This window comes from Streptomyces hypolithicus, assembly GCF_052934925.1.
In genome coordinates this window covers 1,223,716-1,242,992 of record NZ_CM128811.1, presented here as the reverse complement: position 1 = coordinate 1,242,992, position 19,277 = coordinate 1,223,716, and the positions used below count along the sequence as shown (strand labels likewise).

At 71.8% G+C, this 19,277-nt stretch carries 14 protein-coding genes; 7 read left to right on the top strand and 7 right to left on the bottom strand.

The genetic code is table 11. The features are described from left to right. Positions 1-118 precede the first annotated feature (118 nt). From infB to ACU6WZ_RS05610, 6 genes are all read left to right on the top strand, one after another. Positions 119-3,295, top strand: a complete 3,177-nt coding sequence (infB, locus tag ACU6WZ_RS05635) for a translation initiation factor IF-2 (RefSeq protein ID WP_447032018.1) — start codon at positions 119-121, stop codon at positions 3,293-3,295. 141 nt (positions 3,296-3,436) lie between these two features. After that, positions 3,437-3,730 carry a DUF503 domain-containing protein gene (locus tag ACU6WZ_RS05630; protein ID WP_447032017.1) on the top strand — a complete coding sequence of 98 codons (294 nt, stop codon included), beginning with the start codon at positions 3,437-3,439 and terminating at the stop codon, positions 3,728-3,730. 33 nt (positions 3,731-3,763) lie between these two features. After that, positions 3,764-4,216, top strand: a complete 453-nt coding sequence (gene rbfA / locus ACU6WZ_RS05625; protein WP_447032016.1) for a 30S ribosome-binding factor RbfA — start codon at positions 3,764-3,766, stop codon at positions 4,214-4,216. Beyond that, a complete protein-coding gene (gene truB, locus ACU6WZ_RS05620; RefSeq protein WP_447032015.1) occupies positions 4,213-5,112 on the top strand; it encodes a tRNA pseudouridine(55) synthase TruB in 900 nt (299 codons plus the stop codon). The genes rbfA and truB overlap by 4 nt, the downstream gene beginning before the upstream one ends. 117 nt (positions 5,113-5,229) lie before the next feature. Next, positions 5,230-7,662, top strand: coding sequence for a hypothetical protein (locus tag ACU6WZ_RS05615; protein WP_447032014.1), 2,433 nt, complete (start codon positions 5,230-5,232; stop codon positions 7,660-7,662). A 216-nt stretch (positions 7,663-7,878) separates the two neighbouring features. Continuing rightward, on the top strand, positions 7,879-8,835 hold the full coding sequence (locus tag ACU6WZ_RS05610) for a bifunctional riboflavin kinase/FAD synthetase (protein WP_447032013.1): 957 nt from the start codon (positions 7,879-7,881) through the stop codon (positions 8,833-8,835). Here the strand turns inward: ACU6WZ_RS05610 and ACU6WZ_RS05605 are convergent. The 5 genes from ACU6WZ_RS05605 to ACU6WZ_RS05585 form a co-directional block, all read right to left on the bottom strand. Further along, positions 8,807-9,844: an ABC transporter ATP-binding protein gene (locus ACU6WZ_RS05605; RefSeq protein ID WP_447032012.1), complete on the bottom strand. Its 1,038-nt coding sequence runs from the start codon at positions 9,842-9,844 to the stop codon at positions 8,807-8,809. The genes ACU6WZ_RS05610 and ACU6WZ_RS05605 overlap by 29 nt on opposite strands. Positions 9,845-10,044: 200 nt before the next feature. After that, the gene (locus tag ACU6WZ_RS05600; RefSeq protein ID WP_447032011.1) at positions 10,045-11,073 is read right to left on the bottom strand and encodes an ABC transporter ATP-binding protein; all 1,029 of its coding nucleotides are present in this window, start codon (positions 11,071-11,073) and stop codon (positions 10,045-10,047) included. Then, positions 11,070-11,987 (bottom strand): ABC transporter permease, encoded by a 918-nt coding sequence (locus tag ACU6WZ_RS05595; protein WP_447032010.1) that lies wholly within the window; start codon positions 11,985-11,987, stop codon positions 11,070-11,072. Before ACU6WZ_RS05595 ends, ACU6WZ_RS05600 begins: the two co-directional genes overlap by 4 nt. Then, positions 11,984-13,057, bottom strand: a complete 1,074-nt coding sequence (locus tag ACU6WZ_RS05590) for an ABC transporter permease (RefSeq protein WP_447032009.1) — start codon at positions 13,055-13,057, stop codon at positions 11,984-11,986. Before ACU6WZ_RS05590 ends, ACU6WZ_RS05595 begins: the two co-directional genes overlap by 4 nt. Before the next feature lie 3 nt (positions 13,058-13,060). After that, positions 13,061-14,914, bottom strand: a complete 1,854-nt coding sequence (locus tag ACU6WZ_RS05585) for an ABC transporter substrate-binding protein (RefSeq protein WP_447032008.1) — start codon at positions 14,912-14,914, stop codon at positions 13,061-13,063. 428 nt (positions 14,915-15,342) lie between these two features. Between ACU6WZ_RS05585 and ACU6WZ_RS05580 the strand changes: the two genes are divergently transcribed. Then, positions 15,343-15,960, top strand: a complete 618-nt coding sequence (locus tag ACU6WZ_RS05580) for a hypothetical protein (protein WP_447032007.1) — start codon at positions 15,343-15,345, stop codon at positions 15,958-15,960. Between the two features lie 67 nt (positions 15,961-16,027). Here the strand turns inward: ACU6WZ_RS05580 and ACU6WZ_RS05575 are convergent, their stop codons facing one another. Together ACU6WZ_RS05575 and ACU6WZ_RS05570 are read right to left on the bottom strand one after the other, a co-directional pair. Then, entirely contained in the window at positions 16,028-16,261 is a 234-nt protein-coding gene (locus tag ACU6WZ_RS05575; RefSeq protein ID WP_447032006.1) for a DUF397 domain-containing protein, read from the bottom strand. A gap of 99 nt (positions 16,262-16,360) precedes the next feature. Continuing rightward, complete coding sequence (locus ACU6WZ_RS05570; RefSeq protein ID WP_447032005.1) at positions 16,361-19,207, bottom strand: SCO5717 family growth-regulating ATPase; 2,847 nt, start codon at positions 19,205-19,207, stop codon at positions 16,361-16,363. Between the last annotated feature and the right edge of the window lie 70 nt (positions 19,208-19,277).

Here is a 19,277-nt window from a genome sequence, read left to right as displayed (position 1 = left end):
CAGGTACCTCGCGAGTTGGAAGTAGGTCGAGATTGCGATGAGCACTCGATGAGTACGCGATGAGTACGCCCATGAAGTAGCGACGGTCCGGCGGTAACCCGGACCTAAAAGGAGCGAAGTGGCTAAGGTCCGGGTATACGAACTCGCCAAGGAGTTCGGCGTAGAGAGCAAGGTCGTCATGGCCAAGCTCCAAGAACTGGGTGAATTCGTACGTTCGGCGTCCTCGACGATCGAGGCGCCGGTTGTACGCAAGTTGACTGACGCGCTGCAGGGTCCCGGCGGCAACGCCGGCAAGTCCGCAGCCAAGCCGGGCGCGCCGCGTAAGGCGACGCCCGCCAAGCCGTCCCCGACGGCAGCACCCTCTCCGGCACAGGCAGCACGTCCCGGAGCTCCGAAGCCCGGCGCTCCGGCCCCCAAGCCGGCTGCGGCCGAGGCCGAGGCTCCGAAGAGCGCGCCGGCCGAGTCCGCGCCGTCCGCGCCCTCGGCCGGCCCGCGTCCGGGCCCGAAGCCTGCGCCGGCCAAGCCGGCACCGGCCGCTCCGGTACCCGCGGCGGAGTTCTCCGCCCCGGCTCCGGCACAGCCCGCCGCCCCGCAGCAGCCGCAGGCCCCGCGTCCCGCGGGTGCCACGCCCGGCCCCCGCCCTGCCGGTGGCCCTGCCCGTCCGGCCCCGGCCGGCGGTCAGCGTGACGGCGGCCAGCGCGATGGCGGTCAGCGTGACGGCGGCCGTGGTGGCGAGCGCGGCGGCGAGCGCCCCGCACGTCCCGGTGGCCAGCAGGCCCCGCGTCCGGGCGGCTCCCGTCCCGCGGGTCCCCGTCCCGGCAACAACCCGTTCACCTCTGGTGGCACCACCGGCATGGCGCGCCCCGGCGCACCCCGTCCCGGTGGCGCACCCCGCCCCGGCGGCGCCGGCGCCCCCGGTGGCGCCCCGCGCCCCCAGGGCGGTCCCGGCGGCGCTCCGCGTCCGCAGGGCGGCCAGGGTGGCGCACGTCCTACCCCCGGTGGCATGCCCCGTCCGCAGGGCGGCGCCCCGCGACCGGGCGGCGCTCCGGCCGGTAACCGTCCGAACCCCGGCATGATGCCGCAGCGTCCCGCAGCCAGCCCCCGTCCCGGTGGCGGTCCTGGCGGCGGCGGCCGCGGTCCCGGCGGCCCCGGTGGCCGTCCGGGCGGTGGCGCCGGCGGCGGTCGTCCCGGTGGCGGCGGCTTCGCAGGCCGTCCGGCCGGTCCCGGCGGTGGCGGCGGCGGCTTCGCCGGCCGTCCCGGTGGTCCCGGTGGCGGCGGTGGCGCGGGTCGTCCCGGTGGCGGCGGCGGTGGCTTCGGCGGCCGTCCCGGCTTCGGTGGCCGTCCCGGTGGCCCCGGTGCCCGCGGTGGCACACAGGGTGCGTTCGGCCGTCCCGGCGGTCCGGCGCGTCGTGGGCGCAAGTCGAAGCGGCAGAGGCGCCAGGAGTACGAGGCCATGCAGGCCCCGTCCGTGGGCGGCGTCATGCTGCCTCGCGGCAACGGACAGACCGTCCGCCTGTCGCGCGGTGCCTCGCTCACCGACTTCGCCGAGAAGATCAACGCCAACCCGGCGTCGCTCGTCGGCGTGATGATGAACCTCGGCGAGATGGTCACTGCTACGCAGTCCGTCTCCGACGAGACGCTGAAGCTCCTCGCGGACGAGATGAACTTCGTCCTCGAGATCGTCAGCCCGGAGGAGGAGGACCGCGAGCTTCTCGAGTCCTTCTCCATCGAGTTCGGTGAGGACGAGGGCGGCGAGGACATGCTCGTCTCCCGTCCGCCGGTCGTGACCGTCATGGGTCACGTCGACCACGGAAAGACCCGACTGCTGGACGCGATCCGCAAGACGAACGTCGTTGCGGGCGAGGCCGGCGGAATTACGCAGCACATCGGTGCGTACCAGGTCGCCACCGAGGTCAACGGTGAAGAGCGCGCCATCACCTTCATCGACACCCCCGGTCACGAGGCGTTCACCGCCATGCGTGCCCGTGGTGCGAAGTCCACCGACATCGCGATCCTCGTGGTCGCGGCGAACGACGGTGTGATGCCGCAGACGATCGAGGCGCTGAACCACGCCAAGGCGGCCAACGTGCCGATCGTGGTCGCGGTCAACAAGATCGACGTCGAGGGTGCCGACCCGACCAAGGTGCGCGGTCAGCTCACCGAGTTCGGTCTGGTGGCCGAGGAGTACGGCGGCGACACGATGTTCGTCGACATCTCCGCGCGCCAGGGTCTCAACATCGAGCAGCTGCTCGAAGCCGTGATCCTCACCGCCGACGCGTCGCTCGACCTCCGTGCGAACGCCGAGATGGACGCGCAGGGTATTGCCATCGAGGCTCACCTCGACAAGGGCCGCGGCGCCGTCGCCACGGTGCTCGTCCAGCGCGGAACGCTCCGCGTGGGTGACACGATGGTCGCCGGTGACGCGTACGGCCGAGTCCGCGCCATGCTCGACGACAACGGCAACAACGTCGAGGAAGCGGGTCCTTCGACCCCCGTCCTGGTCCTGGGTCTCACCAACGTCCCCGGCGCCGGCGACAACTTCCTGGTCGTCGACGAGGACCGTACGGCCCGCCAGATCGCCGAGAAGCGTGCTGCGCGTGAGCGCAACGCCGCCTTCGCCAAGCGCACCCGCCGGGTGTCCCTCGAGGACCTCGACCAGGTGCTCAAGGCCGGTCTGGTCCAGGACCTCAACATCATCATCAAGGGCGACGCGTCCGGTTCGGTGGAGGCTCTCGAGTCCTCGCTGCTCCAGCTCGACGTCGGCGAAGAGGTGGAGATCCGGGTCCTGCACCGGGGTGTGGGTGCGGTCACCGAGTCCGACATCGACCTGGCGATGGGCTCCGACGCCATCGTCATCGGCTTCAACGTCCGAGCTGCCGGCCGCGCCGCGCAGATGGCGGACCGCGAGGGCGTCGACGTCCGCTACTACTCGGTGATCTACCAGGCCATCGAGGAGATCGAAGCGGCCCTCAAGGGCATGCTCAAGCCGGAGTACGAAGAGGTCGAGCTCGGCACGGCGGAGATCCGCGAGATCTTCCGCTCGTCCAAGCTGGGCAACATCGCGGGTGTTCTCATCCGCTCCGGCGAGGTCAAGCGCAACACCAAGGCGCGCCTCATCCGCGACGGCAAGGTCGTGGCCGAGGACCTCAACATCCAGGGTCTGCGCCGCTTCAAGGACGACGTCACCGAGATCCGCGAAGGCTTCGAGGGCGGTATCAACCTCGGAAACTTCAACGACATCAAGATCGACGACGTCATCGCGACGTACGAGATGCGGGAGAAGCCGCGCGGCTAGTCCGCACAGCTGATCCGCACAGTCGGGGCCGCCCGGCGGAGAATATTTCCGTCGAGCGGCCCCGGCCGTTGCGTGTACGGTTCTTGTGTCCCCGCCAGTTGGCGGGGCACGACCCCGAACCGGCGGGACATCCGGACACACATGTATGTGGGGACACTGTCCTTCGACCTGCTCCTCGGCGACGTACGGTCGCTGAAGGAGAAGCGCTCCGTCGTACGACCGATAGTCGCCGAGCTCCAGCGCAAGTACGCGGTGAGCGTGGCGGAAGTCTGTGACCAGGACCTCCACCGCAGGGCCGAGATCGGCCTCGCCGTGGTCTCCGGGGAGACGGGGCACCTCACGGACGTACTGGACCGGTGCGAGCGCATGGTCGCCGCCCGGCCCGAGGTGGAGCTGCTGTCGGTTCGGCGGCGGCTGCACAGTGACGAAGACTGACGCAACACAGCAGCAGAAAGAGGAGACGGACCGGTGACCGACAAAGCGCGGGCCCGCAAACTGGCCGATCGCATCCAGGTCGTGGTCGCGGAGACCCTGGACCGGCGTATCAAGGATCCGCGACTGGGGTTCGTGACCATCACGGACGCCCGGGTCACCGGTGACCTGCGGGAGGCCACGGTCTTCTACACGGTCTACGGCGACGATGAGGAGCGCGCGGCCTCGGCGGCCGCGCTGGAGAGCGCGAAGGGCGTCCTGCGCTCCGAGGTCGGCCGCCAGACCGGCGTGCGGCACACGCCGTCGCTGGCCTTCGTCGCGGACGCCCTGCCGGACAACGCCCGCACCATAGAGGACCTCCTCGACAAGGCGCGCGCCAAGGACGCCGAGGTGCGCGAGGTGTCCACGGGCAAGAAGTACGCCGGCGAGGCCGACCCGTACCGCAAGCCCGAGGACGACGACGAGGCCGAGGGCGAAACCACGGAATGAAGCGCACCACCACGACGCCGGACGGCCTTGTCATCGTCGACAAGCCGTCCGGCTTCACTTCGCACGACGTAGTGGCCAAGATGCGCGGGATCGCGGGGACCCGCCGCGTCGGGCACGCGGGCACGCTCGACCCCATGGCGACGGGCGTCCTCGTCCTCGGCGTCGAGAGGGCCACCAAGCTGCTCGGCCATCTCGCGCTGACCGAGAAGGAGTACCTGGGCACGATCCGGCTCGGCCAGACCACCGTCACCGACGACGCCGAGGGCGAGATCACCGCGTCCGCAGATGCCTCGGGCGTGACCCGCGAGGGCATCGACGCCGGGGTCGCCGTCCTGACCGGGGCGATCATGCAGGTGCCGTCGAAGGTCAGCGCCATCAAGATCAACGGCAAGCGGTCGTACTCGCGGGTCCGTGAGGGCGAGGAGTTCGAGATCCCGGCCAGGCCGGTCACCGTCTCCTCCTTCCAGGTGTACGACGTGCGCCCCGCGGTGGCCGAGGACGGCACACCCGTGGTCGACCTGGTCGTCTCTGTCGTCTGCTCCTCCGGCACGTACATCCGCGCCCTCGCCCGCGATCTGGGCGCCGGTCTCGGCGTCGGCGGCCACCTGACCGCGCTGCGCCGGACCCGCGTCGGCCCCTACGGGCTCGACGCGGCGAAGACGCTCGACCAACTCCAGGCCGACTTCGCGGTCATGCCGATCGCCGACGCGGCGGCCGCCGCGTTCGCCCGCTGGGACGTGGACGAGCAGCGTGCCGGGCTCGTGACGAACGGCGTACGCCTCGACATGCCGGCGTACGACAGCAGCCCCGTAGCGGTCTTCGACCCCCACGGCCGCTTCCTCGCGCTCGTCGAAGAGCAGCGCGGCAAGGCGAAAAGCCTCGCAGTGTTCGCCTGAGGCCGATTCACCCTTTTGGTCAGGCGCTCGAAGCGAATGACGGGTGCACTGGGGGGCGCGTCCTTCTCTTACTGATCACCGCCGACCTAACGTCAAGGTGACAGGGGAGGTGCGGCGATGGCGGTACGGGAGCCGCAGGTCACGCTCGTGCGGATCTGCGATCCGGCCGGACGGCCGCGCGGCACCGGCTTCGTCGCCGACCACCTCGGCACCGTCGTCACCAGCCACGAGGCGGTCGATGGCCTGACCCGCGTCGTCCTGCAGGCGCCGGGGGAGCGGACCCGCGTCGCCGAGGCCGACGCGATCACCGCGCTGCCCGAAGCGGATCTGGCCCTGATTCGGGCAGAAGGCCTCGCCGTAAGACCGGTTCCGATCTCGCTCCGCGACCGCGTCGAGAGCGGCACGTACGTACAAGTGGCGGCCGGCGGCTGGCGCCACGCGAGGGTCCTCGGACCGCGCCCCGTCACCTACACGACCACCGACCGCACACACGCCGTCCCCTGCGCCGTCGAGTTGGCGCTCGGCACGGCAGGCAGCGACGCGCTGCGCCTGGGCGGCGCGGCACCGGGCGGGCCGGTCCTCGACGCCGGTACGGGCGCGGTGCTGGCCGTGATCGGCACAGCGCCGCAGGAGCGGGAGCTCGCGGCCTTCGCCGTACCCCTTCGGGCAGCGGCGGCGCCGGACGGACCGCTGGCGGCCCTGCTGCGCAGAAACGCGGCGACGGTGCCGGGCTATGGCCGCGACCTCAACCCCGCAGGCGCCCTGCGCCTCATGACCGCGACCACCCCCGCCGGGCCCCCCGAGGTGCCGGGAGGGGACGTGTCGGGGCGCTCCCCGCAGGGTGTCGAACGCAGAGTGGCCGCAAAAACCAACCCTGCCGAACGTTCGGCACCCGAGGAGACGCCCCGGCACGGCACCGACCCCAGCGCCGCCCCCGTCGGCCAGGACGTCGGCGTTCAGGACCGGAGCCGGGGCCCGCATCTGCTGGGCGAGGCCTGGCTGCGGGCGGGCGACGCACCCGGCCACCTCGCGGCGCTGCGGATGCTGGCCGACGCGATCACCCGGCGGTCGGTCCAGGCCAGCGGACCCCAACGGCTCGGCGGCATCGGGGAGTTCGGTCCCTGGTTCTGGGAGCGGATCCCCGTGCCGGAGGCCGAGCGGATCGACCTGCTGCGCCGACTCCTGCCCGCCGACGGCCCGCCCGGCGGCGCCGCACCGGCGCAGGGCCGCTACCTCGACGCCGTCGACCGGCGTCTCGCCGCCGCGCCACGGGTCGTGCAGCCCCTGCTGTGCCACTGGTTCGACGACGACCGCCCGCTGCCCGCCGCCCCCGACGCCGCCGTACGGCCCACCATCGCGGGAGTCGCCCAGGCGCTGCTCCACGCCCGCCGCCGGACGGCCGTCGACGACCTCACCGAAGCACTCGTCGAAAGGCCCCACCCCCGCGCCCACGAACTCCTCACCGCACTCGCCGAGGACGAGCCGTCCGCGCTCTGCCGGGCCGCCGCCCGCTGGGCGCGCGACGCGCGGCCCGACCGTTGGGCGGCCGCAGCCTCGTACGGCCCCGCCGCCGCGCCGTACGCCGCAACCACCACCGACCGCGAGCTGCTCACGCAGGCCGCGCTCTCGCTGCTCGCACGACCAGGGGGCGACACCCTGCGCGGGCCCGCCCTCGGCCTCCTCGTCCGCGACCCGCACACCCGGCCCCGCCACCTCGCCGCGGCGCTGGCGGCGTTCGCCGGCGACGGCCCGCACCGCCCGCCGGCCACCGCTCTCGCCGCCGCGCTGGACACCGACCCGCAACCGGTCCTCGCCGCCTTCCGCGACCGGCTGGCCAGGCCCGCCGAAGACGCCGACGACATCCTCCGGGCCCTCGCCGCCACCACCACCGCCACCACCGCCACCACCTCCACCACCCCAGCCACCACCCCCGCCGCCCACCAGATCGCCGCCGCCGCCCTCATCGCCGCATACGCCCGCGACCACCCCGACGCCGCCCCGCACACCGCCGCGTACGTCGACCGCCGCCTCGAGCACGGCCCCGACGCCCGCGCCTGCCTCCTCCCCCTGGTCAGGGCCCTGCTCCAGGAGGGCCCCGCCCACCTGCGCCGCGCCCTCGCCCCCGTACTCGCCGCGCCCGGCAGCCGCGCCTCGCGGGCCCTGCGGGCCGAGCTGCTCGACGTACTCCTGGACTGCGAACACCGGCAGCCGTACGGCGCCCAGGACCTGGCAGTCCTCGACGCGCTGCTGCGGGCCGCCGCGCTCGGCGCCGGGCGCAGGGCCGAGGCCCGGACCAGGGACCTCGTGCACCGCACCGGGACGCTTCTCGTCCGTACGCCCGAGGGCGCGGCCCGCTTCGACCGCCGACTGGTCGGGCTCGCCCACGAGGCGCCGGAATTCGCCGCACTCCTCGCGGGCTGGCTGGCGGCGGCGCCGCAGGAGTGGGCGGCGGTCATGGGGCCGGGCGCCCGCCGGACGGTCGAGAGCCTGGGGACGCCCATGCCGATGCGAGCCGCACCCCGTGGGCATGGCAGTCTTAGACCTGCGTAAGAAGCTGTTGTCCAACTCCCGCTGGGCTCGGAACGCCTGGCACGGCCGCTCGCGGCGTTGCCGAAATGCCCCGATAGCTCCGCTATCAGGACACTCCGGTGCCTTGCGATCGACCGCACCAGACGCCCCGAGCTGATCCAGCGGGACCTGGACAACAGCTTCTAATCGGCAGACTCACGTACACAGGTTCGGGTTCGGGCGAGGAGAGCGGTCACAGTGCAGCGCTGGCGCGGCTTGGAGGACATCCCCCAGGACTGGGGGCGCAGCGTCGTCACCATCGGCTCCTACGACGGGGTGCACCGCGGCCACCAGCTGATCATCGGGCGCGCGGTGGAACGGGCCCGCGAGCTCGGTGTGCCCTCCGTCGTCGTCACCTTCGACCCGCACCCCAGCGAGGTCGTGCGCCCCGGCAGCCACCCGCCGCTGCTGGCCCCGCACCACCGCCGTGCGGAGCTGATGGCGGGCCTTGGGGTGGACGCGCTGCTGATCCTGCCCTTCACGCCGGAGTTCTCGAAGCTCTCGCCGGCCGACTTCATCGTGAAGGTACTGGTCGACAAACTGCACACGCGGGCCGTCATCGAAGGCCCCAATTTCCGCTTCGGGCACCGGGCGGCGGGCAATGTCGCCTTCCTCACGGAGCTGGGCCCGACGTACGACTACGAGGTCGAGGTCGTCGACCTGTACGTCACCGGCGCGGCGGGCGGCGGCGAGCCGTTCTCCTCCACGCTGACCCGGCGGCTGGTCGCCGAGGGCGACGTCGAGGGCGCCGCGGAGATCCTGGGCCGGCCGCACCGGGTCGAGGGCGTCGTCGTGCGCGGGGCGCAGCGCGGCCGTGAGCTGGGCTACCCGACGGCGAACGTCGAAACGCTGCCGCACACCGCGATCCCGTCGGACGGCGTGTACGCGGGCTGGCTGACCGCCGCGGGCGAGGAGATGCCCGCGGCGATCTCGGTCGGCACGAACCCGCAGTTCGACGGCACGGAGCGGACGGTTGAGGCATACGCCATCGACCGGGTCGGCCTCGACCTGTACGGGCTGCACGTCGCCGTGGACTTCCTCGCGTACGTGCGCGGTCAGGCCAAGTTCGACTCGATCGAGGCGCTGCTGGAGGCCATAGGGGCCGACGTGCAGCGCTCGCGCGAGCTCATCGGCGCGTACCACCCGGCCCGCTAGCCTCCTCCGCCTCCGCCGGCCCGGAAGTGCGGGCCAAGGCCGCCGCCCAGTGGCAGGCGACCTGGGCCTCCTCGCCGCCGGTCAGGACCGGTAGTAGCTTCGCACGGCAGTCGCCGGCGACACCCGCGGCCTCGGCCGCTCCGGACGCGAGTACCTGGCAGCGGGCGTGGAAACGGCAGCCGCCGGGGACGCGGGACGGGTCCGGGGGCTCGCCGGTCAGCACGACCGGTGTTTCACCGGACTCGGGCAGGACGGACAACAGGGCCTGCGTGTAGGGATGCTGAGGCGTCGTCAGCACCTGTTCGGCGGGACCCGTCTCCACGATGCGGCCCAGGTACATCACGGCGACGCGGTCCGCGATGTTCCAGGCCAGACCGAGGTCGTGGGTCACCACCAGGGCGGACAGGCCCAGTTCGTCGCGAAGCGACAGGAGCAGGGCGAGGATCTCACCCCGTACGGACGCGTCCAGGGACGCCACCGGCTCGTCGGCGACGATGAGTTCGGGTTCGAGGACAAGTGCGCCGGCGATGACGACGCGCTGACGCTGGCCGCCGGAGAGTTCGTGCGGGTACCGCAGGAAGAACCGCTCCGGGGGCCGCAGCCCGGCCCGCGAGAGGGCCCCAGCGACGGCCTCGCGCTCGTCGTCCGTGGAGCCGTGGATCCGCAGGCCTTCCGCGACGGCGTCGTACACGGTGTGCCGGGGGTTGAGCGAGCCGCTGGGATCCTGGAGGACGAGCTGGACGCGCTTGCGGTACGCCTTGAGGGACCGGGAGCCGTAATCGAGGGGGCGGCCGGCGAAGGTGACGTGGCCTGTGGTCGGCGGGACGAGGCCGAGCAGCGAGCGGGCGAGCGTCGTCTTGCCGCAGCCGGACTCGCCGACGAGCGCGACGATCTCGCCGGGGCGGATGTCGAGGTCGACGCCGTCGACGGCCCGGGCGGTCGGGGCGCCGCGGCGGCCGGGGAAGGCGACGTGCAGGGCGGTGGCGGAGAGGAGGGGAGCGGGGCTCATGTCTGACTCCGGTGAAGGGCGGCTGGGGGTCGCTGGGCGGGTTGGAGGTGGCCGCACTTTCAGCCTCTCCGGCGTTCGAGGAGGGGGCCTGGGTCGGAGCCAGCTTCGGGAAGGGGCGGGGTTTCGGGAAGGGGCGGGGTGGGGAACAAGCCCGCCGCAGGCGCGGCGCACACCCCCGTCACACCCCTGTCACGCCCCCGTCAAGGCGCCGGCACCACAACCGCCTCCGCCCCCACATGCACGCACGCGGCTCTCCGCCCGGCCCCCGCCTCCCGCAGCGCCGGATCCTCCACCCGGCAGGAGTCCAGCGCCACCGGACACCGGGGATGGAACGCACAGCCAGCCGGCAACGCCGCCGGATCCGGCGGATCCCCGGGCAGCCCCCGCGGCGCCCGCCGAGAAGCAGGGTCGCCGATGCGGGGGAACGCCGCCGACAGGGCCCGACCGTACGGATGCTGGGCCTCGGCGAACACCTGGTCCGCCGGGCCCTCCTCCACGACCCGCCCGGCGTACATCACCGCGAGCCGGTCGCACGTGTCGGCCAGCACCGACAGGTCGTGACTGATCATCAGCAGGCTGATGCCGTGGTCGGCGACCAGCCGCTCGATCAGCCGCAGAATCTGCGCCTGGATCATGACATCCAGCGCCGTCGTCGGCTCGTCGGCCACGATCAGCCGCGGATCGCACGCCAGCGCCATCGCGATCATCACGCGCTGGCGCTGCCCGCCCGACAGCTCGTGCGGATACGCGTCGGCCCGCGCCACCGGCAGCCCGACCTGCTCCAGCAGCTCGGCGACCCGCTTGCGCGCCGCCGCGGGGGTGGACCTGCGGTGCAGCAGGACCGGCTCGGCGATCTGGTCGCCGACGCGGTGCACCGCGTTCAGCGAGTGCATCGCGCCCTGGAAGACGATCGAGGCTCCCGCCCACCGTACGGCGCGCAGCCTGCCCCACTTCATGGTCAGGACATCCTCGCCGTCGAGCAGGATCTCCCCGCTGAGCGTCGCCGACGCCGGGAGCAGCCGCAGCAGCGCGAGCGCCAGCGTCGACTTTCCGCAGCCGGACTCCCCGGCGACGCCCAGTTTCTCGCCCGCGGAGAGCGTCAGGTCCACACCGCGTACGGCGCGCGTCCCGGCGCCGTAGGTGACATGCAGGTCCTTCACCTCAAGAGTGCTGACGCCTGTCGTCGGGAGCCCCGTCATCGGGAGCCCCGTCGTCGGGAAACGTGTCATCGGGAAACCCCCAGCTTCGGGTTGAGCACCGTCTCGACCGCACGCCCGCACAGCGTGAACGCCAGCGCGACCAGCGCGATGGCGATGCCGGGCGGCGCCAGATACCACCAGTGGCCCGAGGAGACCGCGCCCGCCTCCCGCGCGTCCTGGAGCATGCCGCCCCACGAGACGACGTTCGGGTCGCCGAGGCCGAGGAAGGCGAGCGTGGCCTCGGTCAGGATGGCGTTGGAGATGCCGAGCGTGGTCTGCGCGAGCACGAGCGGCATCACGTTCGGCAGGACATGGCGGGTCATGATGTGCCCGTGGCCCCCGCCGAGCGCCGTGGCGCGCTCGATGTACGGGCGCGACTCGACGGCGAGGGTCTGCGCCCGCACCAGCCGGGCCGTCGTCGGCCAGGTGGTGACGCCGATCGCCAGGATCACCGTCCAGACGCTTCGCGACATCACCGTGGCCAGCACGATCGCGAGTACCAGCGTGGGCATCACCAGGAACCAGTCCGTGATGCGCATGATCACGGTGGAGAACCAGCCGCCGAAGTGTCCGGCCACGATCCCCACGAGCGTACCGATCGCCACCGACAGCGCGGCGGCCAGCAGCCCCACGGTCAGCGAGATCCGCGCGCCCCAGATCAGCAGACCGAGCAGCGAGCGCCCGAACTGGTCGGTACCGAGCGGGAACTCTCCGCTCGGCGGCTCCAGCGCGGTGCCCGGAGCGTTCGTCACGCTCTGTACGTCGCCGCCGACGAGCAGCGGCGCCGTGAGCGCGATCAGCCCGATGAGAGCGAGCGCGCAGAGCCCGAGGAGCCCCGCCCGGTGCGTACGGTACGCCCGCCAGAACCGGGCCACGGAGTGCCGGCGCCGCGCCCGGGCGAGCGACGAGGCGGTCTGCGGTGTCTTGGTCGTCGTCGTTGTCATCGGCCCACCCGGGGATCGAGCAGCGGATAGAGCAGGTCGGCGAGGAGGTTCATCACGATCATCGCTCCGGCGAAGACCACGAACAGCCCCTGCACCAGGGGCAGGTCGGGCACGCTCAGCGCCTGGTAGAACAGCCCGCCGAGTCCCGGCCAGGAGAAGACCGTCTCGACCAGGATGGAGCCGGCCGCCACATGGCCGAGGTTGATGAAGACCATGGTGACGGTGGGCAGCAGCGCGTTGGGTACGGCGTGGTGGCGCCGCACGATGTCGTCGCGCAGGCCCTTCGCGCGGGCCGTCGTGAGGTAGTCGCTGCCCATCTCGTCCAGCAGCGAGGACCGCATGACCAGCAGCGTCTGGGCGTACCCGACCGCGACCAGCGTGACGACGGGCAGCGCCATGTGGTGGGCGACGTCGAGGGCGTACGCGAATCCGGATGTCGTGCCCGAGTCCATGCCGCCCGTCGGGAACATTCCCGGGATCGGGCCGATGCCCACCGAGAACGTGATGATCAGCAGCAGGCCGAGCCAGAACGACGGCACCGACCACAGGGTCAGCGCCACACCGGTGTTCACCTTGTCGCCGGTCCCGCCGTGGTGCCAGGCGGAACGGGTGCCGAGCCACAGGCCGAGCACCGAGTAGATGACGACGGCGACACCGGTCAGCAGCAGCGTCGCAGGCAGCTTCTCGGCAATCAGCCCACCGACCGGCGCGTGGAACTGGTACGAGGTGCCGAAGTCGCCGGACAGGGCCTTGGCGCAGTACTCCGTGAACTGCTGCCAGACCGGCAGGTCCAGTCCGAACTGGCGCCGCAGGGCGGCCAGCTGTTCGGCCGACACCTGGCGCCCCTGTGTCATGGTGCGCACCGGGTCGCCCGGGATGATCCGGAAGAGGAAGAAGCTGGTGATGAGGACGGCGAAGAGCGAGACGGCGGCCCCGCCGAGCTTTCCGGCGACGTACAGCAGGTAGGCGCGGGCGGAGCGGGCGCGGGGGCCGGACGGCCCGGTCTTCACCGGGACCGGGCCGTCGGCCGTACCGTCCGCGACAGCGGCGGTGGTGCGTGCAGTGCTCATGGACTACTCACGGTCTTCCGCGGTGGAACGGCGGCGCATCAGGACGAAGACGCCAAGACCGGCGGCGAGGACGACGGCCGCACCGATGCCGACGGCGAGCCCCGTGGAGGATCCGCTCTTCTCCCCGGTGTCACCCGTGTCGGCGGGCACGGCCGACCACCAGCTCCAGTAGCCGTCCTGGCCCCAGAGATTGCCCCCGGCCTCGGGCATCGTCGTGATCGACTTGATCTGGTCGGTACGGTACGCCTCGACCGCGTTCGGATAGGCCATGACATTCATGTAGCCCGTGTCGTACAGCCGCGACTGCATCTGCTTGACGAGGTCGGCGCGCTTGGTCTCGTCGTACTCCGCGGTCTGCTGCCCGTACAGGTCGTCGAACTTCTTGTCGCAGATGAAGTTGTCGGTCCCGCCGGTGTCCTTGGGCGTGGCGGGCAGCGCCGCGCACGTGTGGATGGAGAGGACGAAGTCCGGATCGGGGTTGACGGACCAGCCGTCGAAGGCCAGGTCGTACTCGCCGGCCAGCCAGGGGTCGGTGGTGTTGTCGAGGCAGTCGACCTTCAGGCCGATGCCCAGCTCGCCCCACCACTCCTGCATGTACTTGCCGATGGCCTTGTCGTTCGGGTCGGTGGCGTGGCACAGGATGCGGAAGTCCAGCGGCTTGCCGTCCTTGCCGACGCGCTTGCCCGCACCGTTCTTCTCGTAGCCCGCCTCGTCGAGCAGCGCGGCGGCCTTCGCCGGGGCGTACTCGATCTTCTGATCGGCCGCCGGCTTCCAGAAGTAGTCCGAGAAGCGGGGCGGGATGTACCCCTCGCCCTCGACGGCGTACCCCTGGAAGACCTTGTCGATGATCGTCTTGCGGTCGGTCGCGGCGAAGAGCGCCTGGCGCACCTTCGCGTCGAGCAGCGCGGGATGGCCGTTGCCGAACTTCTTGCCGTTCTTCGCCTTGGCGCCGGGGTTGGTGGCCAGAGCGTAGAAGCGGCGGCCCGGGGCGTTGTTGACCTTGACGTTCTTGGCCTTGCCGAGGGCCGCGGCCTGGGCGGGCGTGAGGTTGGACGCGAACGACACCTCGCCCTTCTGCAGCGCGGCGACGGCGGCGTCACCGTCCTTGTAGTACTTCAGCACCAGCTCGTCGAACTTCGGGGCGCCGCGCCAGAACTTCGGGTTCGGCTTGAACTTGACGTACTGGTCGACCTTGTAGTCGGTGAGGATGAAGGGACCGTTGCCGACGATCGGAAAATTCTTGTCGTTGTTGAACTTCGAGAAGTCCCCGACCTTCTCCCACTCGTGCTTGGGCACGATCGGCACATCGAGCGCCGTCATGGTGGCCTGCGGCTTCTTCAGCTCGATGACCAGCTCGGTCGGACTCTTGGCGGTGACCTTCTTGAAGTTCGCGACGAAGCTGCCGTTGGAGGTGGCCGCGGCCTCGTCGGTCATCATCTTGTTGAAGGTCCAGGCGGCGTCCTCGGCGGTGGCCTGCTTGCCGTCGGACCACGTCGAGTCCTCGCGGATGGTGTACGTCCACGTCAGCTTGTCCGGGGACGGCTCCCATTTGGTGGCGAGGCCGGGGATCGCCTGGTTGTCCTTGGCGTCGTAGTTCGTCAGGAAGTCGTACATCAGACGATGGACGGTGGTCGAGACCAGACGTTGCGCCAGGAACGGGCTGAGAGTGTCGACGCTCTGGGAGACCGCGACGGTCAGCGTCCGCTTCCCTTCGCCCGGTGCGGCTTCGGCCTTCTGGGGAGCGGGGTTCAGCGGTGTCGCGGCTGCGGCGGCCAGGGCCAGGGCGGTGGCTCCGGCGGCCAAGAGGATTCGGATACGGGGGCGTTGCCGGGTACTGCGCGGAATCTGTGTGTCCATGGGACGGTGACCTCGCGTCATCACTCGCACGGGGAGCGTGGGTTGATCATCGGGCTCCAGCTGGTGAAGCGAAGGTTTATCAGCGCCGGTCCGGTCTGGTCAACGATGCTGAAAACACCGTGTGGACTGCGGGAATACCGGATCGGACGAAGTACGGGCCGCTCGGCGGTGACCGTGGTCGACCCTTATTGGTCTATACCCTTGTTGCCTTACTGCTGAGGGGCTGACGGTGGGTCGACGGAGCCAGTGAACGTGTGAAGAGGCCGCGCCGAGCATCGGGGTGGCGGGGCCTCGCGGGGGCCCGTTTGGTAATTTGGCGACTCCACTATCTGCTTCTCGGGGGACCCGTTTTGAGCCAGCCCTGGCAGCCCCAACCCCAGCCTCCGTACCACCCGGCGAATCCGGGCAACCCCGGCAACCAGCCCCCGATGCCCCAGACCCCGATGCCGCAGCAGCCGCCCGGGCCGCCGACGCCTCAGGGCGGGCAGGCACCGGGGGGATACGGCGCACCGCAACCCTTCCCCGGCCCGGGGCAGTTCCCGATGCAGCCGGGGCCGGGCTATCCGGTTCAGGCGCCCTACGGCCCGCAGCCGAGGTCCGGTAATCCGGTGGGCGCGTTCTTCCTCGGGTTCCTGGTCTCGTTCATCGTCGCGCTGATCTACAGCGTCGTCATGTACGCCACGTACAAGGACCAGTCGGCGGACACGGCACGCGTCCTCTATGTGCTCCACGCCCTCCTCAACGGAGCGGCTGTCGGCGCCGTGGTCGGCCTGGTGGCCCGCCGCAGCGTCGGAGCTCACATCAGCGGGGCCATCGTGGCCATGCTCGGCACCTTCTTCGGCTTCACCAACGGCGTGGTACTCATCACCGCCGACGCCGGTGGGCACTTTGCCCTCAGGGACATGATGGAGGTCGATCCCTTCTACCCGGCCAAGGTGTGGTGGGGCGGGGCTTCCGGGACCGAGATGCACACCCTGCTCGGCCTCCTGGCCGCCGTCGCGGCGGCCTGGGGACTCGCCTTCGTCGTCAGCAGAAGCCGCCGCTGACACGGACCAACGACTGTGCCCCGCCGAATCGCGTTCGGCGGGGCACAGTGCTGTCAGGCCTCAGGCCTCAGGTCAGATCGAACTCGCCGTCGCGCGCCCCGAGTACGAACGCCCGCCACTCGGCCTCCGTGTACCGCAGGACGGTCTCCGGGTCCATGGACGAGCGCATCGCGACCGCCCCGCCCGGAAGGTACGCGATCTCGACCCGCTCCTCGTTCTCGCTCGTGCCGGGGGCGCTGTGCCACTCGATACCGGAGATGTCGAGGGCGTACAGCTCATCCTTCTCCTGTGCGCTCCCCATCACTCACTCTCCCCTTCGCAAACGGTCCTACGTCGTCCCCGGCATCCTAGGCCAGCTCGATCCCGGCCGCTCGAAGATCGCAGGAGTCGACCCGTACGGCTAACCCTGCTGCGTCCAGCCGCTCGGCGGCTGCTGCCAGCCCTGGCCCTGCGGGGGCTGCTGCGGTGCCTGCTGCTGCCAGCCCTGGCCCTGTTGCGGGACGACTCCGGGCTGCTGGGGGGCGTACCCCTGCTGTGGCTGCTGCTGACCCGGGGCCTGCTGTCCCAGCGCCTGCTGTCCCGGGGCGGCGAAGCCCTGGCCCTGCTGGGTGCGGGCGATGTCCTCGGCGACGAGGGCCGAGAGGTGGAAGTACGCCTCGCGTGTCTTGGGCCGCATCATGGCGAGGTCGACCTCCGCGCCGGCCGCGAGGTGTTCGTCGAACGGCACCACGACGACACCCCGGCAGCGGGTCTCGAAGTGCGCGACGATGTCGTCCACCTTGATCATCTTGCCGGTTTCGCGGACCCCGGAGATCACGGTGAGCGACCGCTGTACGAGGTCCGCGAAACCGTTCGCCGAGAGCCAGTCGAGCGTTGTCGAGGCGCTGCTCGCGCCGTCGACCGACGGAGTCGAGATGATGATCAGCTGGTCGGCGAGGTCGAGGACTCCGCGCATCGCGCTGTAGAGCAGACCGGTGCCCGAGTCGGTGAGGATGATCGGGTACTGCCTGCCCAGGACCTCCAGCGCGCTGCGGTAGTCCTGGTCGTTGAACGTCGTGGAGACCGCGGGGTCCACGTCGTTGGCGATGATTTCGAGCCCGGACGGCGCCTGCGAGGTGAAGCGGCGGATGTCCATGTAGCTGTTGAGCTGCGGGATCGCCTGTACCAGGTCACGGATGGTGGCACCGGTCTCGCGCCGTACACGTCGGCCGAGGGTTCCGGCGTCCGGGTTGGCGTCGATCGCGAGGATCTTGTCCTGGCGTTCGGAGGCGAGCGTGGAGCCGAGCGAAATGGTCGTCGTGGTCTTGCCGACGCCGCCCTTGAGGCTGATCACGGCGATCCGGTAGCACGACATCACCGGGGTACGGATGAGTGCCAGCTTGCGCTGTCGCTCTTCCTCCTCCTTCTTGGCGCCGAGCTTGAAGCGGGACGGAACCGAGTGGTTCTTGCGGGCCTTGGGCTGGTTGCGCAGCAGCCGGTCGGAGGAGAGCTCGACGGCGGCGTTGTAACCGAGCGGGGTGCCGGGCGCGGCCTGCTGCTGAGGCGCGCCGGCCTGCGGTCCCGCCGGGGCGCTCCAGCCCTGGCCCTGGCCATGCGCGCCGTAGGCCGGCGGGGCGGGAGACTGCTGTTGGGGCGCCGGCTGCTGGGGCTGCTGTTGGTACGGATGCTGCTGGGCCTGCGGATGCTGCTGGTACGGAGGCTGCTGGGCCTGCGGTTGTTGCTGCTCCGGCTGCTGCTGCGGCGGTACGGGCAGGCCTGCCTGCGGGTAGCCGTAACCGGCCTGCTGCGGCGGGTAGTTGTAGCCGGGCTGAGGCTGCTGCGGCGGTACGCCGTGGGGCTGCGCGGAGTACGGCTGCGCCCCCTGCTGCTGCGCGGGCGGCGGCGGCACGGGCTGCGGCTGAGGTGCCTGCCCGTGCGGTGTCCCGGTTGCTTGCTGCTGGTGCGGCTGCGGGTAGCCGGGGGCGCCCTGCGCGGGGTATCCCGGGTGCTGCGGCGGCATGGGCTGCTGGTGGGGCGCGGGCAACGGCTGGGCCGCGCCGAAGGTGCCCTGCGGCGGGGCCTGGTGCTGCGGCAGTGGTTGCGCCTGCTGGGCGGGGAGCTGGGGGTAGCCGTATCCGGCGGTCTGCGGCTCGGGCTGCCCGGCCTGCGGCGGCGCACCCTGGGGAGGCTGCGCGGGCTGGTACCCCTGCGGCAGCGGCGGCAGCTCCTGCGGGTTCTGCACCGCGGGCTCGCCCTGCGGCTGCTGCACGGCCGGCTGCTGCACGGCCGACTGGGACCCGCCGGCTGCTGCACCGGTGTCCGGGGCAGCCGTTGAGTCCGTGCGGGGGGCGCCTGTGTCCGTGCCGGGGGCCACCGGTTCGGCCGAGGCGGACTCGTCGAGGCGTTGGGGGTTGTCGGCGTCGACAGCCACGGGCGTTTCGGTGTCCGTGGCCGCCTCGTCGTCGCTGCCGAACAGCGCCGCTGCTTCGGCGTCGGCTGCCGCGTAGTTCGGCTCGGGGGCCCGCGGGGCGGAGGCGGGCTGCTGCTCGGGGGCGGCGGTTGCCTGCGGTGGGTTGTTCTGGGCGCCCTCGTCGGCCGGGCGCAGTACGGGGAAGCCGGGTGCGGCGGGTGGTGCGGAGGGTGGCTGCTGCTGCTGGGGGTAGCCGTAACCGCCCGAGGCGTCCTGACCCGGCGCTGGCTGCTGGGCCGGGGCGGGTGGTTGCCCGGGGGCACCTGCGGTGCCCTGCGGTGGGTTGCTCTGCGGGTCTTCAGCGGCCGGGCGCAGTACGGGGAAGCCGGGTGCGGCGGGTGGTGCGGCCGGTGGCTGCTGCTGGGGGTAGCCGTAACCGCCCGAGGCGTCCTGACCCGGCTGCTGCGGATACCCGTACCCGCCCGGCGCCGGCTGCTGGGGATACCCGTAACCGGCGGCCTGCTGGGGCACCGCGGCCCCGCTGCCCGGATGCTGCGACGGCGTGCTCGGCGCGTAGGGCTGCCCCTGCGCGGGAACGTGCGGCGCCGCCGCCGGTCCCGGCTGACCGGGGCCACCCAGGGGCGGGCGCACCGGGGGGCCGCTCGGAGGCGGGGGAGCGGCCTGACCGGCGCCCCCCTGCCCATCCTGCCCGCCCTGTGCGGCGCCACCCCGCGTGCTCTGGTCGTACCAGGCAGGGGGCTCGTAGACGATCTCGAACTCGCCGGTGAGATCCAGCTCACGGTCGTCCCCGTCCGAGGACTGGCCGTCGCCGTGGTACTCGGACCGATCCCTGTTCACTGCTTTGCCTCCTGGTCGGCCACTGCTGCTGCTGAGCCACTGCTGCTGAGTGCGTCGTCACGTTCGTCGC